Source organism: uncultured Porphyromonas sp. (assembly GCF_902489635.1).
Taxonomy (GTDB): Bacteria; Bacteroidota; Bacteroidia; order Bacteroidales; family Porphyromonadaceae; genus Porphyromonas.
Genome location: NZ_CABUAN010000022.1, coordinates 1 through 17,285 on the forward strand (window position 1 = coordinate 1; position 17,285 = coordinate 17,285).

General features: G+C 52.9%; 10 protein-coding genes and 1 CRISPR repeat array (1 of these 11 running past the window's edge). Of the genes, 1 reads left to right on the plus strand and 9 read right to left on the minus strand.

Translation table 11 applies throughout. The annotated features are described in order from the left end of the window. Positions 1-356: 356 nt before the first annotated feature. Entirely contained in the window at positions 357-512 is a 156-nt protein-coding gene (locus RDM37_RS05440; protein WP_308555689.1) for a hypothetical protein, read from the minus strand. A gap of 104 nt (positions 513-616) precedes the next feature. Here RDM37_RS05440 and RDM37_RS05445 point away from each other — a divergent pair, with 104 nt between their 5' ends. Next, positions 617-1,906, plus strand: a complete 1,290-nt coding sequence (locus RDM37_RS05445) for an oligosaccharide flippase family protein (RefSeq protein ID WP_308555691.1) — start codon at positions 617-619, stop codon at positions 1,904-1,906. A gap of 94 nt (positions 1,907-2,000) precedes the next feature. Here the strand turns inward: RDM37_RS05445 and RDM37_RS05450 are convergent, their stop codons facing one another. From RDM37_RS05450 to RDM37_RS05485, 8 genes are all read right to left on the minus strand, one after another. Next, positions 2,001-3,758, minus strand: coding sequence for a fimbrial protein (locus tag RDM37_RS05450; protein ID WP_308555693.1), 1,758 nt, complete (start codon positions 3,756-3,758; stop codon positions 2,001-2,003). Between the two features lie 6 nt (positions 3,759-3,764). Further along, positions 3,765-5,810, minus strand: coding sequence for a fimbrial protein (locus RDM37_RS05455; protein WP_308555695.1), 2,046 nt, complete (start codon positions 5,808-5,810; stop codon positions 3,765-3,767). Positions 5,811-5,835: 25 nt separating this feature from the next. After that, positions 5,836-7,158: a fimbrial protein gene (locus RDM37_RS05460; RefSeq protein WP_308555697.1), complete on the minus strand. Its 1,323-nt coding sequence runs from the start codon at positions 7,156-7,158 to the stop codon at positions 5,836-5,838. Positions 7,159-7,189: 31 nt separating this feature from the next. Continuing rightward, positions 7,190-8,137 (minus strand): FimB/Mfa2 family fimbrial subunit, encoded by a 948-nt coding sequence (locus RDM37_RS05465; RefSeq protein ID WP_308555699.1) that lies wholly within the window; start codon positions 8,135-8,137, stop codon positions 7,190-7,192. Positions 8,138-8,328: 191 nt separating this feature from the next. Further along, positions 8,329-9,510 (minus strand): fimbrial protein, encoded by a 1,182-nt coding sequence (locus RDM37_RS05470; protein WP_308555701.1) that lies wholly within the window; start codon positions 9,508-9,510, stop codon positions 8,329-8,331. A 45-nt stretch (positions 9,511-9,555) separates the two neighbouring features. Further along, positions 9,556-11,010 carry a DUF3868 domain-containing protein gene (locus tag RDM37_RS05475; RefSeq protein ID WP_308555703.1) on the minus strand — a complete coding sequence of 485 codons (1,455 nt, stop codon included), beginning with the start codon at positions 11,008-11,010 and terminating at the stop codon, positions 9,556-9,558. A gap of 31 nt (positions 11,011-11,041) precedes the next feature. Then, positions 11,042-11,620 (minus strand): DUF3575 domain-containing protein, encoded by a 579-nt coding sequence (locus tag RDM37_RS05480; protein WP_308555705.1) that lies wholly within the window; start codon positions 11,618-11,620, stop codon positions 11,042-11,044. A gap of 717 nt (positions 11,621-12,337) precedes the next feature. Further along, entirely contained in the window at positions 12,338-15,178 is a 2,841-nt protein-coding gene (locus RDM37_RS05485; RefSeq protein WP_308555707.1) for a response regulator, read from the minus strand. 933 nt (positions 15,179-16,111) lie between these two features. After that, positions 16,112-17,285: direct repeats of the CRISPR family, unit length 33 nt; unit sequence GTTTCAATTCACGCACCCCGTGCGGGGTGCGAC (it continues 1,270 nt past the right edge of the window).

A 17,285-nucleotide genomic window follows, 5' to 3' on the forward strand; every position in this document is an offset into this window, starting at 1 on the left:
TTAGAGGTATCGGAGTGAATCGGAACAATCGGAGGGATCGGAGCGATACGACCGCTTGCGGTCGGACGAATCATAGCCCCCAGTCGGAGGGGCTACGCCCCGAACGACTGGGGGTAGGAGTGCCATGTGAAGTAAGCGACCTCCCCATTGTGGGAGGTCGGACTGGAGCTGTAACTATAAGCTGCGTCTAGTCCGACCCACAAGGGGTCGATAAGCTGCTATCGTCTTGTCCCCGTGGGTCGTTCGGGGCTTTGCCCCTCCGACCCACGGCTATGATTCGTCGGACCTCTTGCGAGGTCCTATCCATCAGGGCGGATCGGAGGGTGGATTAGAGATTAGAGGTTAGAGCTTAGAAGTTAGAGGTTAGAGATCGGAGTCCCGATAGCTCCGATGGCTCTGATGGCTCCGATAGCCCCAATAGCTCTGATAGCTCTGATAGCTCTGATAGCTCCGATAGCTCCGATAGCTCTGATGGCTCCGATAGTCCCGATGGCTCCGATGGCTCCAGCCAACAGCCAACAGCTTTCTAACCTCTAATCTCTAACCTCTAAATTCGTACCTTTGTCCTCGTACTGAAGCTAGATAAGCCTCAGCCTACTCCACCCGATCCCATCAGATGAACCAAACGCCCCTTCCCGCACCGAAAAACCTCCTCCAGAGACTATGCGCTATGGTCAGAGGGAATAGACTAGTCCTAGAGAACTTTCTCTCTCTCGGACTAATCAACGTGCTGAACTCCTCTTTTCATCTGATCATCTACCCGATCCTGATTCATCGTGTCGGGGCCGAGGCGTACGGAGCCTATGTCTACGCTTTTTCGATCATCACCTACTTCACCACGCTGGTGACCTATGGTCTAGACATGATCGGCACCCGCTACTTAGCGCACTACGACAAGGAGCGCAACCTGGCGGGCAAGTCCGACATCACCTCGCTGATCCTCTCTAGTCGCCTCTACCTGCTCCTGCTCTCCTTCCTGCTCTTTCTGCCTATCGTGCTGTGGGTCGGAGCCTTGGCCTCTTACCGCACGCTCCTCTGGGCAAGCTTTCTCTCGGTCGTGGCCTGCGTCATCATGCCCAACTGGTACTTCATCGGCATCCAGCGCACACGCATCTACCTCTACATACAGATCGCCACCAAGGTGCTCCTAGCCGTCGCCATCATCCTCTGGGTACTCACGCCCCACGACATGGCGCGCTACGTCTTACTCGCCTCGGCGAGCAATATACTCTCTGCAGGGATCGCCTTCGGCTATATCCTATGGCGCGAAAAGCTTTCGCTCCGCCTCGCCTCACTGCGCAAATGCTTCGTCCTCCTACGGGAGGCTACCCCACTCTTCCTCTCCTATCTGGTGATGACGGTCAAGTCGGCAGGGCTCAACCTCGTCATTGGCTCGCTCTTTGGCATGACCTCCCTGACGGGCTACGACTTCTCGATGAAGATCGTCAGCGTCGTCATGTATATCACCAAGCAGCTCAATGTGGCACTCTTTCCCTCGGTCAGCACCAGCTATACGACAGAGCGCATACACAAGATACTGCGTGGCGAACTGCTGATGGGTATCGCCTGCATGGGGGCACTCATGCTGGCCGCCAAGCCGATCATCTGGATCATGGGCAATGGACCGATAGAGGATCTCATCCTACCCGTCTTCCTACTGATGACGACACTGATCCCTATATGGCTCATCTCGGGTTTCTTCATCGAGCTAGTCCTCACGGCCAATGGGCGCAATCGTGAGGTCTTCGTCAACCAACTCCTCTCGCTTGCGGTCATCGCGCTTGGAGCCTTGGTCGCTGTGCTACTGCATGTGAAGCTGATCGTCTTCGTCGTCATCATCATCCTGTCGGGGCTCATCGAGATCGCCTTCCTCTACGCCACCGGCCGCCGCCGCGCCCTCATCTAACCCACTTCGCTAAATGAAACATGAGGCTGTCACTCCACAAGGAGTAACAGCCTCACTAGCTCAACCAAGTAGTAGAGCCCCCCTCTTAATCTACTTAGTTAGCATTGACGTTGACACGCTGCGTGTCAAAGAGGTTCTCGACAGAGACCACCTCGATGGTCTCAGTGCAAGCACTCTTGTTCGAGAGGAAGGTGCACCTGAGTGTCCGGTCTGTCGGTAGCTTGGAGATGATGGTCGTGTAGCAGGGACGACCCACTGGACTCGAACCATCCTTGGCAAGACCAAAGGAGAACTTGCCCATACGGCCATCCTCCGTTGTTACATCTGGATAGAAATGCTCCGTAAAGAAGCGCAGGCGCATCGGTAGCTGTTGCGCTCTAAAGTCTTCTGGTAGGGTAATGACAAAAGAGAGTTTACCCTTCTGCCCATGGACGTTAGCCGTAACCGCATTGCTAACCGCAGACTGCCCATTGACCGCAAAGAGCTCGTAGCTGTAAGGCTCTCTCACCTCAACCCGGACGATGCGCATGAGGTCGGGGTCACCTGCTACTCCTACGATAATGTCGGAGATACGTCTTTCTCCAGGCTGAACGGGTTGGAGCGTTGCCGTGATGACTCCTGCTGGCGTGATACTGACCTGACTATCATCTGTTATGGCGGGGTAGTTGGTCTCATTGCGCACGGCAACGATCTGGAGCTTATCATTTTGAGCTGTGGCACTGCCCTCGGGGTAATAGTTTGCCTTAAAGGTGAGTGTACCCTCTCCATGTATCAAGATATAGTTGCTCGCCTCGACCTCTAGTCGTCCCTTACCGTCGGAGTACGAGGGGTAGGCTTGCAGCTCCTCAGAGAGTGCGAGGTTATTGACCGCTGGCCCTGCCAGCGCCTCGTCTAGTGAGGGAGCTCCAGCAGCTAGGGCATCATTGATGGTCACCTTGTACCAGTAGTTGCGGAGCAGGTCGTAACGCTCTAGACGGTTGGCACTCTTGACGAAGTCGAGCTTGTAATAAGAGTAGTCTGTAGCTCCATCATACTTAGCTCGTATGACAAGACAGGAGATAGGCTTTGCCACCTTGTTCCTTCGCTCGAAGCCGTAAATAGAAGCCCCACTTGTGTACCAGCCGAGGCCTGCATCTCCATTGTCTAGAAAGGTCTCTCTCGGCACGGTCGGGACTCGATCCTCTACGCTAAATGCCTCGTCAAGATTTGGCAACGCCGCACGCTTGAAGGGAGCCACGGTGCCACAGTTGTAGCTATTGCACAGTGTGTAAGAGACATCGGTGAGCTTTCCTGTGTGGCTCTCTAGCGTAAACTTGGCCATAGAGCGTAGGAGCTTGACCTCGCCTAGGTTGCTATTCTCCTGCACCTCATTATACTTACAGCGAGCCCACATCGGGATGCTCTTCTTCTGGCTGACCTCGGTCATAGTCACGAGGTCTGAGAGGAGCACATCGCTCTCCTTACGCCCTAGGTACTGCCTACCCGAGTCGCTACCACCATAGTTGCGGTTGGCCACAAAGTGAATGACGCAGGGTGAGCTCTGTGGTTTCAGTCGGGCGGTGAAGGTGTAATTGCCTTCGCCAGCCTTGGTTAGGTCGGTCGCAAGGGCGTAGTCTGCCATCAACCCCTCCTCGTTGAAGACGAGTAGCTCTAGCCGGTCGATCTTGTTTTCATCAATACCCTCTTGCATAGCGCGCATGGAGGCATAGTGCGGTACATCTACCGAGAGGGATACAGTGACCCGCTCTCCATCCTGATCTACAGGAGCTGTACGCTGCTCCTGCTGGCACGCAGACAGTGCCATAAAGGCTAACAGCAGGAGGGAGTATAGAAATATCTTCGTTCTAGTCATAACTCTCTATCGGTCTAATCTGTATGGTACATGTGACTGAATCGTCGGATCCTTGACATCGCGTATACAACGGGTGAAAGCTTGTGTGGAAGAGCCTTCGGCACCAGGGGTTGGGTTGGTCATCTCTGTAGCTCCATTCCCGTTTCGAGCGTCCCAGTAGTAGTTTCCAGTCATAATAGACTTGACAGCACTATTGGGGTCGTTCTGTAGCTGATCTATCACTCTGATCTCAGCCTCTGTCGGCAGTCGCCAGTCATTGAGGGTTACCTCCTGGCCATTGACTATACGCGTCTCTGTATAGGCCGCACAGTCGTACAGAGCGGTCTTCTTATAGGCTCCTATCTTGCTAGTCTCACTCCACCTCCCATTGCTATAATTCCAACCATACTCTAGGTAAGACCAACGGTCTGTGGCTCCAAGCTGAGAGGCTAGCTCAAAGCTGGGAGAAACCATCCGAGCGGTCTCAGCATCACGCTTCGTGGTAAGCTTAGAGATCTTCTCTCCATTGTTTAGCTCCCAACGCTCAACAATAGTTCCCCAAAAACCTGTATTTCCTACGAACCACTTTCCTGGCCAAAAGTCTGTCGTCTCCCTCGGCGGGAAACCTAGGATCATACCTTCGGGTGGGTTCTGTACAGTGATACGGTAGATGGCTTTGTTGTTCAGTCCGTCATGCGCCAAGGTTCCGTCGGGTCTGAGCGAAGACTTCACACCAATCGTATTGATGATAAAGAGCGAGGGGTACTGATAGACGGTCACCTCCTTGTCTAGCTCTGCGATGCCGTTGCTGACCTTAAAGCGGATCTTCTTGGGTACATTGTTGACTGGTAGCTTGGACACGATCCTGATCTGATTGCCCACCATAGTAACCGTCGGGTACTGATCACTGGAGGAGGGGATATTGTCTGTTGTCGCCACTCCCGTAGCACCATTGACATAGCTGAAGCTAGCCTCTACGATCCGAGCCGTAATAGGCTTCTTGGAGGTTTGATAAGTGATCGTGTACGTCTCGATGTTGTAGATATGCACCTCTCTTTCAGACACCTCTAGATAGTTAGCTGCTGGGAGGTCATACTGATCATCGCACAGAGCCCAGGGGAGGATAGAGAGCGTGCCAGTGATCGCCACAGGCTCTTCGGGAGTTGTGGAGCCCAGCTTATGGATACCGAGCTTCAGGTCGTAGAGCTTATTGGCCGTAAAGTGCGGCTCCGCAGGCGTCAGGGCTACGCGATAGTAGTTGTTGACAACTGTCGTCTCGCCCGCCTTCTTGAGTGGCACGGTGAGGAGGTAGTAAGGGGCCTCGTCGTTGCTGTTCCACTTATTATAATAGGAGTAGAAGTGCTGTGGCTGCTGATCCTGAGTAGCTCGGTAGGCGTAGTCAATAGCGGAGACGCCTGTAGCTGACTCCTCAGCCATAAGGTAGCCACGATCTGTGGCTCCGACGAACTTGACCTGTATCTCGCCACCTAGCTCATATCCTGTGATCTGGACGGTAGGCGTGATACGTAGCTTGCTGGCTACACGACGTAGCTTAACGGCTCCGAGCTGCTTGCCCTCAGGGGTCTTTAGGTTAATCTGCTTGGAGGTCTTACCCTGCATGACAAACTTAGCGTTAGGCAGCTCAGCAACCGACTCGGTGACTACAATCTTCGCTAGTTCGCTCTCTTGTTGTGGTGCCGTGAAGCTCATATTGGTCACGACATAAACATTGTACATAGAGCTACCGTCGAAGCCTTGTTGCTGAGCCTCTGGGATCGGTATGCTGTAGTTGCCATCGGCAGCGGGTGCTGGTGAGACTGACCAGTAGAGCGTTCCTCCCTTGTAAAAGAGGATCTGGAGACGCTCGATCTTGTTCTCATTGAGCGCATCGGCCCCTGCCTCTGTAGCACGTAGTGAGCGGATCTCCTGCACGGCTAGTCGTAGGGATAGCTGCGCTGAGGAGGCGTCGTCATCAGGACATGCCACGGGTCTCTCCGCTATACATCCTGATACCATCAGCAGTATCAAGGCATACCCGACCAAACGGGTGGATATATCTATAAGTCTATTCATAATCTATGATGCTTCTAATGGTTTGCTAAGCATGCTTCTGACAGATCTTGATACCCTCCGCAGGCATCCCTGCCCCTGCTAGGTCTAGATACTCCGAGGTAAAGAGTAGTTGCGTGCAGCGCTGGTTAACGCCTGCGGGCTTCGTAGCGATCACCCGAATGGTGTACTCGGTAGTGCCATCGGCTAGACCCTCTCGTACGGCGCCCCCCGTGATGTCAAAGCGGAAGTCGAGCGCATTGGTCAGTGTGGCGCGCCACTTAGAGGGGTCGCTGCTGGAGCTTATCTTGACCTTGAACTCAGCAGCCTCCGTATCGGTCACGTAGTAAGTTGCTGTAGGATCGGGAGAGAGGCTCACGATCTTAGGCACCTCGAGCTTCTTCTCACTCGCCTCTACATCCCAGGGCAAGACTTCCGTCTTCAGCAGTAATGCGTTGTGCACTCCAATCTTAGTGATCGTACCTGTCAGCTGGTAGTGGCAGTTGCGATGCAGTGCGTAGTGATGGTCGGAGTCACTCGTCGCATCATTGACATAGGCCGTATAAGTCGTAGGGACTCCATTGTATAGAGCCTCGATGGTCAGTATAGGCGCATGACCTGCCGTATCGCTATCGAGACTCTCGTAGGTGTAGAGCGTCTTGTCAGCGATGTAAGAGGTAGCTTCTGCGTTGTTGACTAGCGTAGCTTCCTCAGCTTTGCTGTAGATCCATGTAGCCCCCAAGCTATAAGGATTTGGTGTCAAGAGCATACTGGTCTTAGGCAAGCGGCTGATCGACACGCTACGGATGATGATTTCGTCATCGGTCGCCGTCTCTTGCTTCAAGTCAAGCGTGATCTTAGCTCTTGTCTTAATCAAGTTGATCTCGGCCTTGACGTTTTGATCCTTAAGGAGAGTCGCCGTACCCTGACCTATCATAACTATCGGCTTGGACTCCGTCGCACTGCTGGGGTCCTTATCAGGGATAGCCATGCTGAGCAGGTCACGCTTGAAGACAATCTTGTTCAGAGCGTCGCTCATAGCCGGGCTCTCATTGGCAATGACGTAGATCTCCTTCTCTCCTTCGTGAGCCTTCACGCGTAGCCAGTCGCTGAGATCGGTCGGAGTGCTAAAGCTCTGCTGTGCATCTAGAGCTCCTCCCGCCTTATTGAAGACTAGGATACGGATCGTCTGCACGGGCAAGTCCTCTACGAGGAGCTGCCCCCCGCGCAGGGTCATCGCCGGGACAGAGAGCTGTACGGTGGCAGGCTCTAAAGTCTCTCTCAGCTCACTGCGCTTACATCCTGAGAGCACTGTCAAGAGGAGTGCCGATAGTGCGAGCAGCGTTGTAAGTATAGGTCTATATGGTTTCATGGGATTTCAAGCTTTGCATGTGAATGAGACTTTAGTAGATGACAAACTGATGTACGACATTCCACGGGGTCACAACGACCTGCACGGATATATCTCCAGATCGCATGTCGATGAGTACGTTGAGCATCTTGCCTATCTCGGGTAGTATGAGCGTGCCTCGTGAGTCCTTGGTAAAGCTCTCTAAGCAGTTGTCGCCAACGTAGAAGTCTAGCTGGAATGGATTGCTCCCGATAGGCGGATAGACCCTAAAGGGTGCTATTCGGTAGTCGCCCGTAGAGCCATCGAGAGAGCCCGTCAGACGGTAGGTCGTGGGGTTACCATCGTATGTATCAACTATAGCGTAGTTGTCTAGGGACTTGCCGAAGAGGATCCGTGCTGCAGCGTAGTCTGTCGGGTCAAAAGCTTGTCGCTTATAACCCTGGCGACCGAGCCACTGCTCATAGCCTAGGACTGTCACATTGACCTGACAGGTGCGTCGGTAAATGTCTATTGTAGCAGGCTTGCCTAGCTCGAGCTTGCCGTAGACTTGCTGTCGGTCTAGTCGGCCGGAAAATAGGTCTGTAGGATACTGCCCAAAGCCATCTGTACGCTGTAGTGGCATCTGGACATCCTCGATACGCTGTACGGACTCTAGACGAGCCATATCAGCAGTTGTTACATTACCCCAAGCGACGAAAGTGAGCGACTTAGGGCCGTAATGCTCGATGTGGATAGGCTTGCGCGACTTGATCTCCTGAGCGTTGAGGAGGATCTTGTCCAGGCGCTTGCCGCTCTCGTCAAACGTGAAGAGTATCACGTTCTCTACATCCCCATCAGAGGTTATATCCTGGTTGGAGATATCTACAGCCCGTACGGTCAGCTCGAATGGTTGAGGACAATCCTCTAGATCCTCTGCGATACAGCCAGACAAGAGGGCTATCATCGACACTATCCACGCCGTGGTCGCTGTCTTATTGATCCATCTCTGTACGATATTCATATTAGTGTCTCAATGGGGTGCTTAAAGTGAAGAGTAACAAGTGGAGAGCCTGCCGTCAAACATTAGGGATCGTATGTTGACTATGAAGGATGTGTGATCTTGCGCTTGGCGCAGACTCTCCGACAGGATAGAGACGGCTCTAGAGCCACCACACTAGTCGGTGGCTCTAAAGCTATCTGTGAGAGCGTGGTCTACCAGACGACGTTTTGCTTGACGATGACCCAAGGTACTACTGTACACTTGACGTCTAGGTTGGCTGTATCAGCGGTTGGATCCTCAGGTGAGTTTGTACCAGGGCCAGTGATCGTGAGCGCGATCTCGTACTTGTTATTGCGCTCGATAGCGTTCTTGGCCGTATGACCGCCGTCGTAGGTGTAGCCGTCCTTTGTCCAGTTGACAAAGACTGGATAGAAGGTCGAGTGATCTGTCTTAGATACGATCCAGCCAGCCTCTACTGCCTGCTGAGCCTGATCGTCTGTTAGTGCAGTACCATCAGCCTGTGTGAGCTCGCCCTTGAGGCAGAGGATGGTGGGGTGCTCTCCAGAGTTGTTCTCTAGCACGTAGAAGCCCTTGCCCGTCATAGTAGCTCCGACCTCAGTGATATCCATCTTGAGCTCTGCCATCTCATTGTAGTTAGCCGCTGCTGGGGTATAAGCGTTAGGCTGCGTGCCAAAGTGCTCCTCGCCATAGAGGTAGTTAAGATCAGCGTTGGCGAGAGGCTCGCCGAAGACATTGGACTGAGCCTTAGCGATGAGAGCCATGAGCGCGCCCTTGTCAAACTTGACACTGTAGAGAGCTGCGTAAGACTCGGCAAAGGCCACCGTGACGCTCGTCAGAGACATACCAGCGTGGATGTGCTTGAGCTCGATAGGCTTATCTATAGAGAGACGGTTGCCGTCACCAGCTGCGTAGCCGTAGTAGTTATTGCCCTTCTGGAGGGTGACAGATACAGGCTCTGCGGTGAGCATGAAGGTACCCTTGGTGGGGTCCTGGTCATCTGCAGAGAGTGTGTGCGTGAGTGCCTTGACCTTAGCTAGAGAGAGTCCCTTGAGATTCTTGTTAGCATAGTTAGCTACGACGACCAGTGTCTTAGCACCAGCTGTCGTCTGGATCTTGGTGACCTCGAGAGAGCTAGCAACGTCAGCCTCCTTGTAGGCGACCTGTGCATCTCCCTGATAGACCATGACGGCCAGCTTCTGGACTTGCTTGTCTGCATTGCCTGCGCCATCCTCATAAGCTCTGAGGTCGGCCGACTTAACTGCGACGCTGATCGTAGCGTCTGTCTCGGACTGTGGTTCGTCCTGATTCTTGTTGCACGCCGTGAAGGCGAGTGTGAGAGCCACGAGGCTCAGTAGGAAAAGCTTACTTTTCATAATAGTTGATCTGATTAGTGGTGAATATTTAGTTTGATTATCTGCTTAGAAGTTGTCCTGCATGTAGTGTAGGAACTCATCGAGGTTGTACTGAGCATCGGGCAGACCGAGCTGTGCAGCCTTGGTTAGGTAGGTACGAGCGTCGTCGTACTGCCCATTGTAGGCATAGGCGATACCCAGGATGGTGTAGAGCTTCGTATTCTTCTTATAGCGCTCTAGTAACTTGACGGCCTGCGCATAGCGACCCGCCTCAAAGTCCATGATCGCCGCATTGGTCGCTGGCTCGACAGCATTGGGAAAAGCGTCTGCAGCGATCGCCCAGGTCTCGTACCGCTCGGCACTGCCGGCTGGGTAACTATTAGCCACCAGATTGACCTCGGCTAGGCTGAGATGCGTCGGATGCGTCTTGATCACCTCCTTCGCCTCGGCTAGATCAAAGCCCTTGACCACAAAGGAGAAGGTGATGACCGTGCGACGTAGGGGCGGGTAGTAAGTCTGTAGCAGGTGAGCGTAAGTCTTGCCCTTGTCTATAGCGCGGAGAGCCTCGGTGCGTTTGTCGGCAGGAGTGTCTTGGATGATCTGTAGTATCTGCTCCTTATAGTCTACGCTGCTCTCCTCGATGGCGGCTCGTAGTCCGTCCCAGTCGGCACCCATAGCCTGAGAAGTGTAGTGCCCCTTGAAGCGTGGATAGGTGCGTACGAGGTAAGCAGCAATGCTCTCGACACGACCCTCTGAGAGTCTCTGGTTGAGATCTGCATGACCCTCTGGGGAAGCGTATCCAGTCAATGAGAGGGCATCGACGGTCAGCGCACTATTGGTCGTCAGCTCCTGCACCTTATCGTTGATACGCTTGATCTCAGAGCGGTTATTACCGAGATTCAGATTAAGGTTCGTCTTATTGACTGGGAAGGTGATCATCGCCGTGAGGCTCTCCTCACGACGCTTGGTCTCCTCGCCCTCAGGTACGAGCATCGCATAGCGGTAAGTGGGCTGATAGAGCGGAGCTAGCGCATGCGGTGTCAGCATGGTGGTGTAGTCGCCTAGGTCGCAGCCGGCGCAGCCGTAGCCCTTAGCGTCAAAGAGTAGTGAGGCGTCCTTCATCCATAGTGCAAAGGGTACCTCGGCCGTGTAGTGGTAGTGTTGCTCACCACTTTTGCTGCGAACTATATCGACCTCCTCGCCCGTGCGACGTAGCATGATAGCCCGCGTACGACCTGAGATAGAGATCGCTGGCAGGTCAAGCTGGTCAGAGCCATCGTTGGCCCGTAGCGTCGGCACTACCTTTAGCACCGTATTGCTCTTCAGTCGCTGCATCTGGGTAAGGTCTAGATCAAAGTCGATGACCGCCTTAGCCCCTTGTCTCGTTGCGACCGTCTGAGAGCTGACTCTGAGCCCTTCTAGTGGATTAGGAGCCTCCTGAGCTACACCCTCTGTCGAGAGCCAGAGCATCGCCAGAGCAACTAGAGCGAGCGTCGTGAGATGTAATATAGTGTGTTTCATATCTTCTGCTGCTTTTGGTGGAGTTGTACGATTAGAAGAGGTAAATGAGTGAGAGGGTCGCTTTCGTCGGGCCTAGGTAGTTCTTCTGCTCCTTGGCGACGACCTTGCCGCAGTGCTCACAGTTGTACCGCGTGTAGTCAAAGAGTATGTAGCCCGCACTGATCGAGGCCTCCAGGTTCCAGTGCTTACCGAGCACCCACTCATATCCATAGGTGATGCCGGCACCATAGCCCCACCCCTGGAGACGATAGTCTTTGAGATTCTTCAGACGACCAATGGGGATGTCGAGCCTATTGACATTGTAAAAACCGACCAGCCCGTGTAGACCGAAGAAGTGCCCGTTGAACGCCTCACAGAGGTAGTAACGCGCCTCGGGTAGGACGGAGAAGTGCAGCCACTTCATCCCCGTCTCCTTATTGATCGGATTGATGAAGTTGTACCCTCCCGATAGGTCTATGGTCCAGCGCGGTGCGACCCGAACCTCGACACCTAGATTGGGTGTAGCAGTCCCCCAGTAGAGGAGATTGGTCTTGATCCCTACATCCTGCGCCGTACACCATGTTGTAATGGCAAGCAGGGAGAGAAGGAGGGAGAGAAGTCTATTTTTCATACGATTTGCAATTACGGGTTCGTAACTAATCCTGAGCAGAGAGGCAGCTCATCGACCTAATGTTCATCTCGTGAACATGGTCGGGAGTCTATCCCTCTTGTTTCTGTTGCAAAGATAGACCTCGAAATCGCTAAATCTCTTATCATTTGCGGACAAAAACTTATCAAAATCGGACAAGATTACATACCACCACTTATCAAAATCGGACATGACAAGTAGCATAACACGCTAGTGCATAGACGCTTGCAGGTGATAAGTAAGAAAACAAGGACAAGATCTCACCCCCACCCCATCTCTCGATGAAATCTCGAATTCAAGTAGCAATTGCGACCGTGACTATAGTGCAAAGCCTTCGCTTCCCCCAGCCCCTCATTTTGCAGCTTCAGCTAACTATCAGTGCATCAGCTTAAAACTTTAGTTTCATACGGAAGAAACTTGAGTTTCATAGGTAAGAAACTTGAGTTTCATAAGTGAGAAACTTGAGTTTCATAGGTAGGAAACTAGAGTTTCATCGGAGGGAACTAAAATTTCATCGGAGGAAACTGGAGTTTGCCGAGGAGGAGGCTCACAGGCTATAGGCAAGGACAAAAAAAAAAGAGGAAGCCGCTGTGAGTAGTCAGCAACCTCCTGCGATGAGACTTTTGCAACAGTCTCGTAATGATATCGTGCCGTGTAGCAAGCCACACGGCAGTAGTTGTCTTGTGCTAATTCGAGGGTTTAGTCTTGAGTCGTCAAGATGTTTTTCTGATCCCTATACTTAGAGGGCGAGATCTCACAGACGCTCTTGAAGGCTCGAGAAAAATTGGAGTAGGTATCGAAGCCACTCTGGTAGGCAACATCTGTGAGACTCATCTCCGCGTCTGCGTCCATCAGCTCGCACGCCTTACGTATCTTGAGCCGTAGTATATAAGCCGAGGAAGCGTAGCCCGTGAGAGCCTTTAGCTTGCGGTGCAACTGGCGACTACTCATGTAGAAAGTGGCAGCGATCTCCTCGACGTTGGGAGTCTTATTTTGGCTGATCTGCTGATCTACTAGCGCAGACAGCTTCGTCAAGAAGGCAATATCGGCCTCCTCGAGTTTATTTGTTTCGGGCTCGTCGGGTTCTTGCCCCTTGATGACTATCTGAGCAAACTTCTGGCGTAGCGTCTTGCGACTATCGAGGAGCCGCTCGACCATCATGCGCAGCTCGGTCGTGTTAAAGGGCTTGGTAAGATAAGCGTCAGCTCCTGCCTCTATACCCTTGATGCGCTCCTCCTCAGAGACTTTTGCCGTGACGATGATGATCGGTATGTGATTGACGATCTCATTACTACGTATCTGTCGGCATAGCTCTAGCCCATTGACGCCAGGCATCATCAGATCAGTGATGATGAGGTCAGGCACGAGCTCCACGGCTTTTCTAAAGCCTTCCTCGCCATCGGTCGCATAGGAGACACTAAAGTGACCCTCAAACTGCGACCCGATGTAATGGGCTATGTCGTGATTGTCCTCGATGACGAGCAGGCGGCAAGACTCGTCCTGCTCACACTCGCTATCCTGCAGGTCAGCCTCTAATTGTGGCAAAACGGGCGTATTCGTAGCAACCGACAGAGTCTGCTGTGGAGCAGCTTGATCATTGATGATCGGCACGATGATGTGAAAGGTGGTTCCCTCGCCCAGCTTGCTCTCGATGGAGATCTGTCCCTTAGACGCCTGAACGATCTGCTTGACCAGAGCCAGGCCTATGCCTGTGCCAATGTGCTTGGCGTCGCTCTCAGCTTGATAAAACGGGTCGAAGGCATGCTCTACCGTCTCTCGATCCATACCATGGCCCGTATCGGATAGATCGATGTATACCGAGTCGTCGGCACGCCACAGGGTGATGCTTATCTTGCCTTGAGGTGGGGTGAACTTAAAGGCGTTGGAGAGCAGGTTGTTGAAGACCTTATTGACATAGTCAGGCACGAAGCTCATCTCTACCTGATCCTGAGGCTGGTAGGTCAGCTCTATGTCTCGACTAGAGGCATAGTCACGATAAGAGTCGACGATCATGGCGATATGGGCCGTGACATTGCCCCGACAAGTGCGCGGATCGCCGACAGACGACTTGATCTTGGAGATGTCTAGTAGCTGATTGATGAGCGTGAGCAGGCCCTGCCCCTGCCGCTCGATGCTCTTGGCGCGCTCTCTGATCTGCTCCGACTCCTCCTGCTGAAGCTCTTGACTCAAGCCTAGGATAAGGGTCAGAGGAGTGCGAAACTCGTGGGTGATATTGGTAAAGAAGGTCTCCCGCATCGAGGACATCTTCTTGAGCTCCTTATGGTTGCGACGCTGTATGCGCTGAATGTAGAGGTAGAAGCTAAAGAAGCCCAGCAGGAGCAGTGCGATGACCGCAAAGGTGACGTTCTCTATACGTCGCTCTGCACGCTCATGCTCGAGCGTGATTTTCGCTTTATTCATCCTCCTATTTTGGATGTTTCGCTCTATGGTCAGGCTCGTGTTTTGCATCCTATTGAACTTGTCCATATCTAGAGAGCTCTGCTTCATCTCCGTAGCCTGCTCATAGTACGTCAGTGCTGCTTGCCAGTCACCGTGACGCTTATAGTACTTGTAGTACAGGGTGTAGATATCAGCCAGATGCTCCTTGTCCTGGATCTGCTCGGCTTTGCTCCGCGCCAGACTGAGGTATTGCAACATCTGCGCATCGTCTCGCATAGCACTGTGCACGCTAGCTAGTGCTACCAGCAGGTTCAGCTTGTGCCACTCATCTTTAGAGTCCTGCATCAATTGGTAACCAGCCTCATACTCCCTAGCAGCCTCGTCATACTGTTGCGCCTGCTCATAGAGAGAGCCAAAGGAAGAGTGACACAGAGCGATACCTAACGTACTTCCAGCCTTCTGATTGGCCTCCATAGAGTACCTATAGTACACCCACGCCGAGTCTATCTCACCACGATGCTCGAAGATAGAGCCCAGATTGGCATAGTTGATCGCCACGCCCACCATACTGCCCAGCCGCTGCTCCACGACGAGAGCTTTGCGCAGAGCACTATCGGCACGCTCATAGTTGCCCAGCGTTAGGTAGATATTGCCCAGGCCATTGAGAGACTTAGCCTGGTTTTTGATCGCCACAAAAGAGGTGTCCGTAGTAACCTTGCACAGACTCCACGCCTGGTAGTGATATTCCTGAGCAATGTCCAGGATGCCCATACGCCGGTAGTCCGTACCTACATTATTGAGTGCCTGCACCCACTCCAGCGTATCCTGTATAGCCTCCGCCTGCTTCAAGCCCTCACTATGCGTAGTCAACGCCTCGTCAAAAGCACTCTCACTGCGCTGTGCATCGCCCAAGACTCGCAGCGCGACAATGCTCCCGAGCAGGTCCCCCTCACGCTCCAAGCGTGCCTGCAGACGAGTCAGCGAGTCGATGCCCCGAGCCGTCCGCACCAGACTATCGGCAGCCTTACGCTCAGCAGCGGTAAACGTAACAGCCTCTCTCTGCTGGCAAGATGAGGCGAGCAGACAGATAGCCACAATGAGAGAGGACAGTACGCCCAGAGGCACTCTTCTTATCTGCATACTATGTAGGAGGGGGGCATATAGTCTCATCTTGACAACTTATAAGTTCTGTGATTAGCCCAAGGACCATCTGCATACAAAGGTAAATAAAAAGGTATATACAGCAACACACCACCCCTCCCCCCAGGACTGACGAATTATATTCGCTCTTTCAGGAGCGACACATAAGGACAAGCGTGGAATAGATGAGCTCATTATATTATAATGTGTCGGCCCTAACCTCTAATCTCTCCCCCTCCGATTTCTCCGATCCCTAATTTCTAATCTCTAACTTCTAACCACTAACCACTAATCTCCATTTACATATCTTTACGGGGAAATTCGTCCGATTCCCTCCTTTCTCGAATATCCACGTGGGAAATCTCAAATCTCCACGTGGATATTTTTTATTTTCCACGTGGGCGTGATTCATTTCCTCCGAAGTTTCATTTCATTCCTCCGAGGAATTTTTTATTTCCTACCTGGGAAATAAAAATTCTCCACGTGGATATTTCGAAATCTCCACGTGGAAATCACTTTTCCTCGACGCAGTGCCGTTTCGATGTGTATCCGGATCTAAATTATTGTAGCGAGCTGACGTTAGGTTTCCTCAGTCAGGGCTGACGCATTATAATCGCTCTTTTAGGAGCTACACATGAGCGACAAACGAGGGATAGAGAAGTTTATATAATGTGTCCGCCCTGCCCATATCCCTACTCCACCGCCCCTCACGAGTAGCGACGTGTAGGCTCGTGTCTTCCCTCCCCCAGCACCTCAAAATGGGAGTGAGGAATGAGGAGTGATGAGTGAGCCACTAAACATAAAGACAGCCTCCACAAGCGTCTCCGCTCATGGGGGCTGTCATCGTGTTCGTGCTGACATCTTATTCGGGCTAATATCCTGTTAGTAGTGCCAGCAAATCACTCTCCAGAAGCGCCACAGTCAGCACCTACGCCGTCAATTCACGCACCCCGTGCGGGGTGCGACTCCGCAAGACCATCATCGCCATGCACATCGTCGAGTTTCAATTCACGCACCCCGTGCGGGGTGCGACACTCTCAGAATATTGTAGTTATCTCGTATTGCGGTTTCAATTCACGCACCCCGTGTGGGGTGCGACTTATTCACTCATTGAAGATCTATAAGTTATGCCGTTTCAATTCACGCACCCCGTGCGGGGTGCGACATTCACGCACCCGCGATGGGTGCGACCCTGTCACAGTTTCAATTCACGCACCCCGTGCGGGGTGCGACCAATTGCTTTCATAGCTCCTTGAAATATGGTGATGTTTCAATTCACGCACCCCGTGCGGGGTGCGACATTAGAGAGGTAACTCACCCCGATGGGTCTTGGCGGTTTCAATTCACGCACCCCGTGCGGGGTGCGACGCAACATGGCAAAACCAGCGATCGACGTAGCGCTGTTTCAATTCACGCACCCCGTGCGGGGTGCGACTTAACAATCCAACAAGTACTAACCAATGGACAAGTTTCAATTCACGCACCCCGTGCGGGGTGCGACTTAGCAATGCAGCTTCGCTAGAGATTAGAGGTTAGTTTCAATTCACGCACCCCGTGCGGGGTGCGACTCTCTAACCTCTAATCTCTAATGCCATGACCATCGTTTCAATTCACGCACCCCGTGCGGGGTGCGACAGGACGTGAGATACACAGCAGACAGAGACAAGGGGTTTCAATTCACGCACCCCGTGCGGGGTGCGACTCGATACATGACAAAGATCAGCACGATCATTCTGTTTCAATTCACGCACCCCGTGCGGGGTGCGACAGCACGACTCCTAAGACTCATTCACTAACTACTCGTTTCAATTCACGCACCCCGTGCGGGGTGCGACAAGGAGTGTGTCAAAGCTGGAGTTTGGGAAGTATGTTTCAATTCACGCACCCCGTGCGGGGTGCGACTACCCCGACAAGGTCACCCCCGACGGACACATCGAGTTTCAATTCACGCACCCCGTGCGGGGTGCGACTCATCAACCTATCCAACACCACCAAACGCAATGGTTTCAATTCACGCACCCCGTGCGGGGTGCGACCTGGCTAGAGAGCTACCTCTACTTCAGCAAGCCGTTTCAATTCACGCACCCCGTGCGGGGTGCGACCGGAG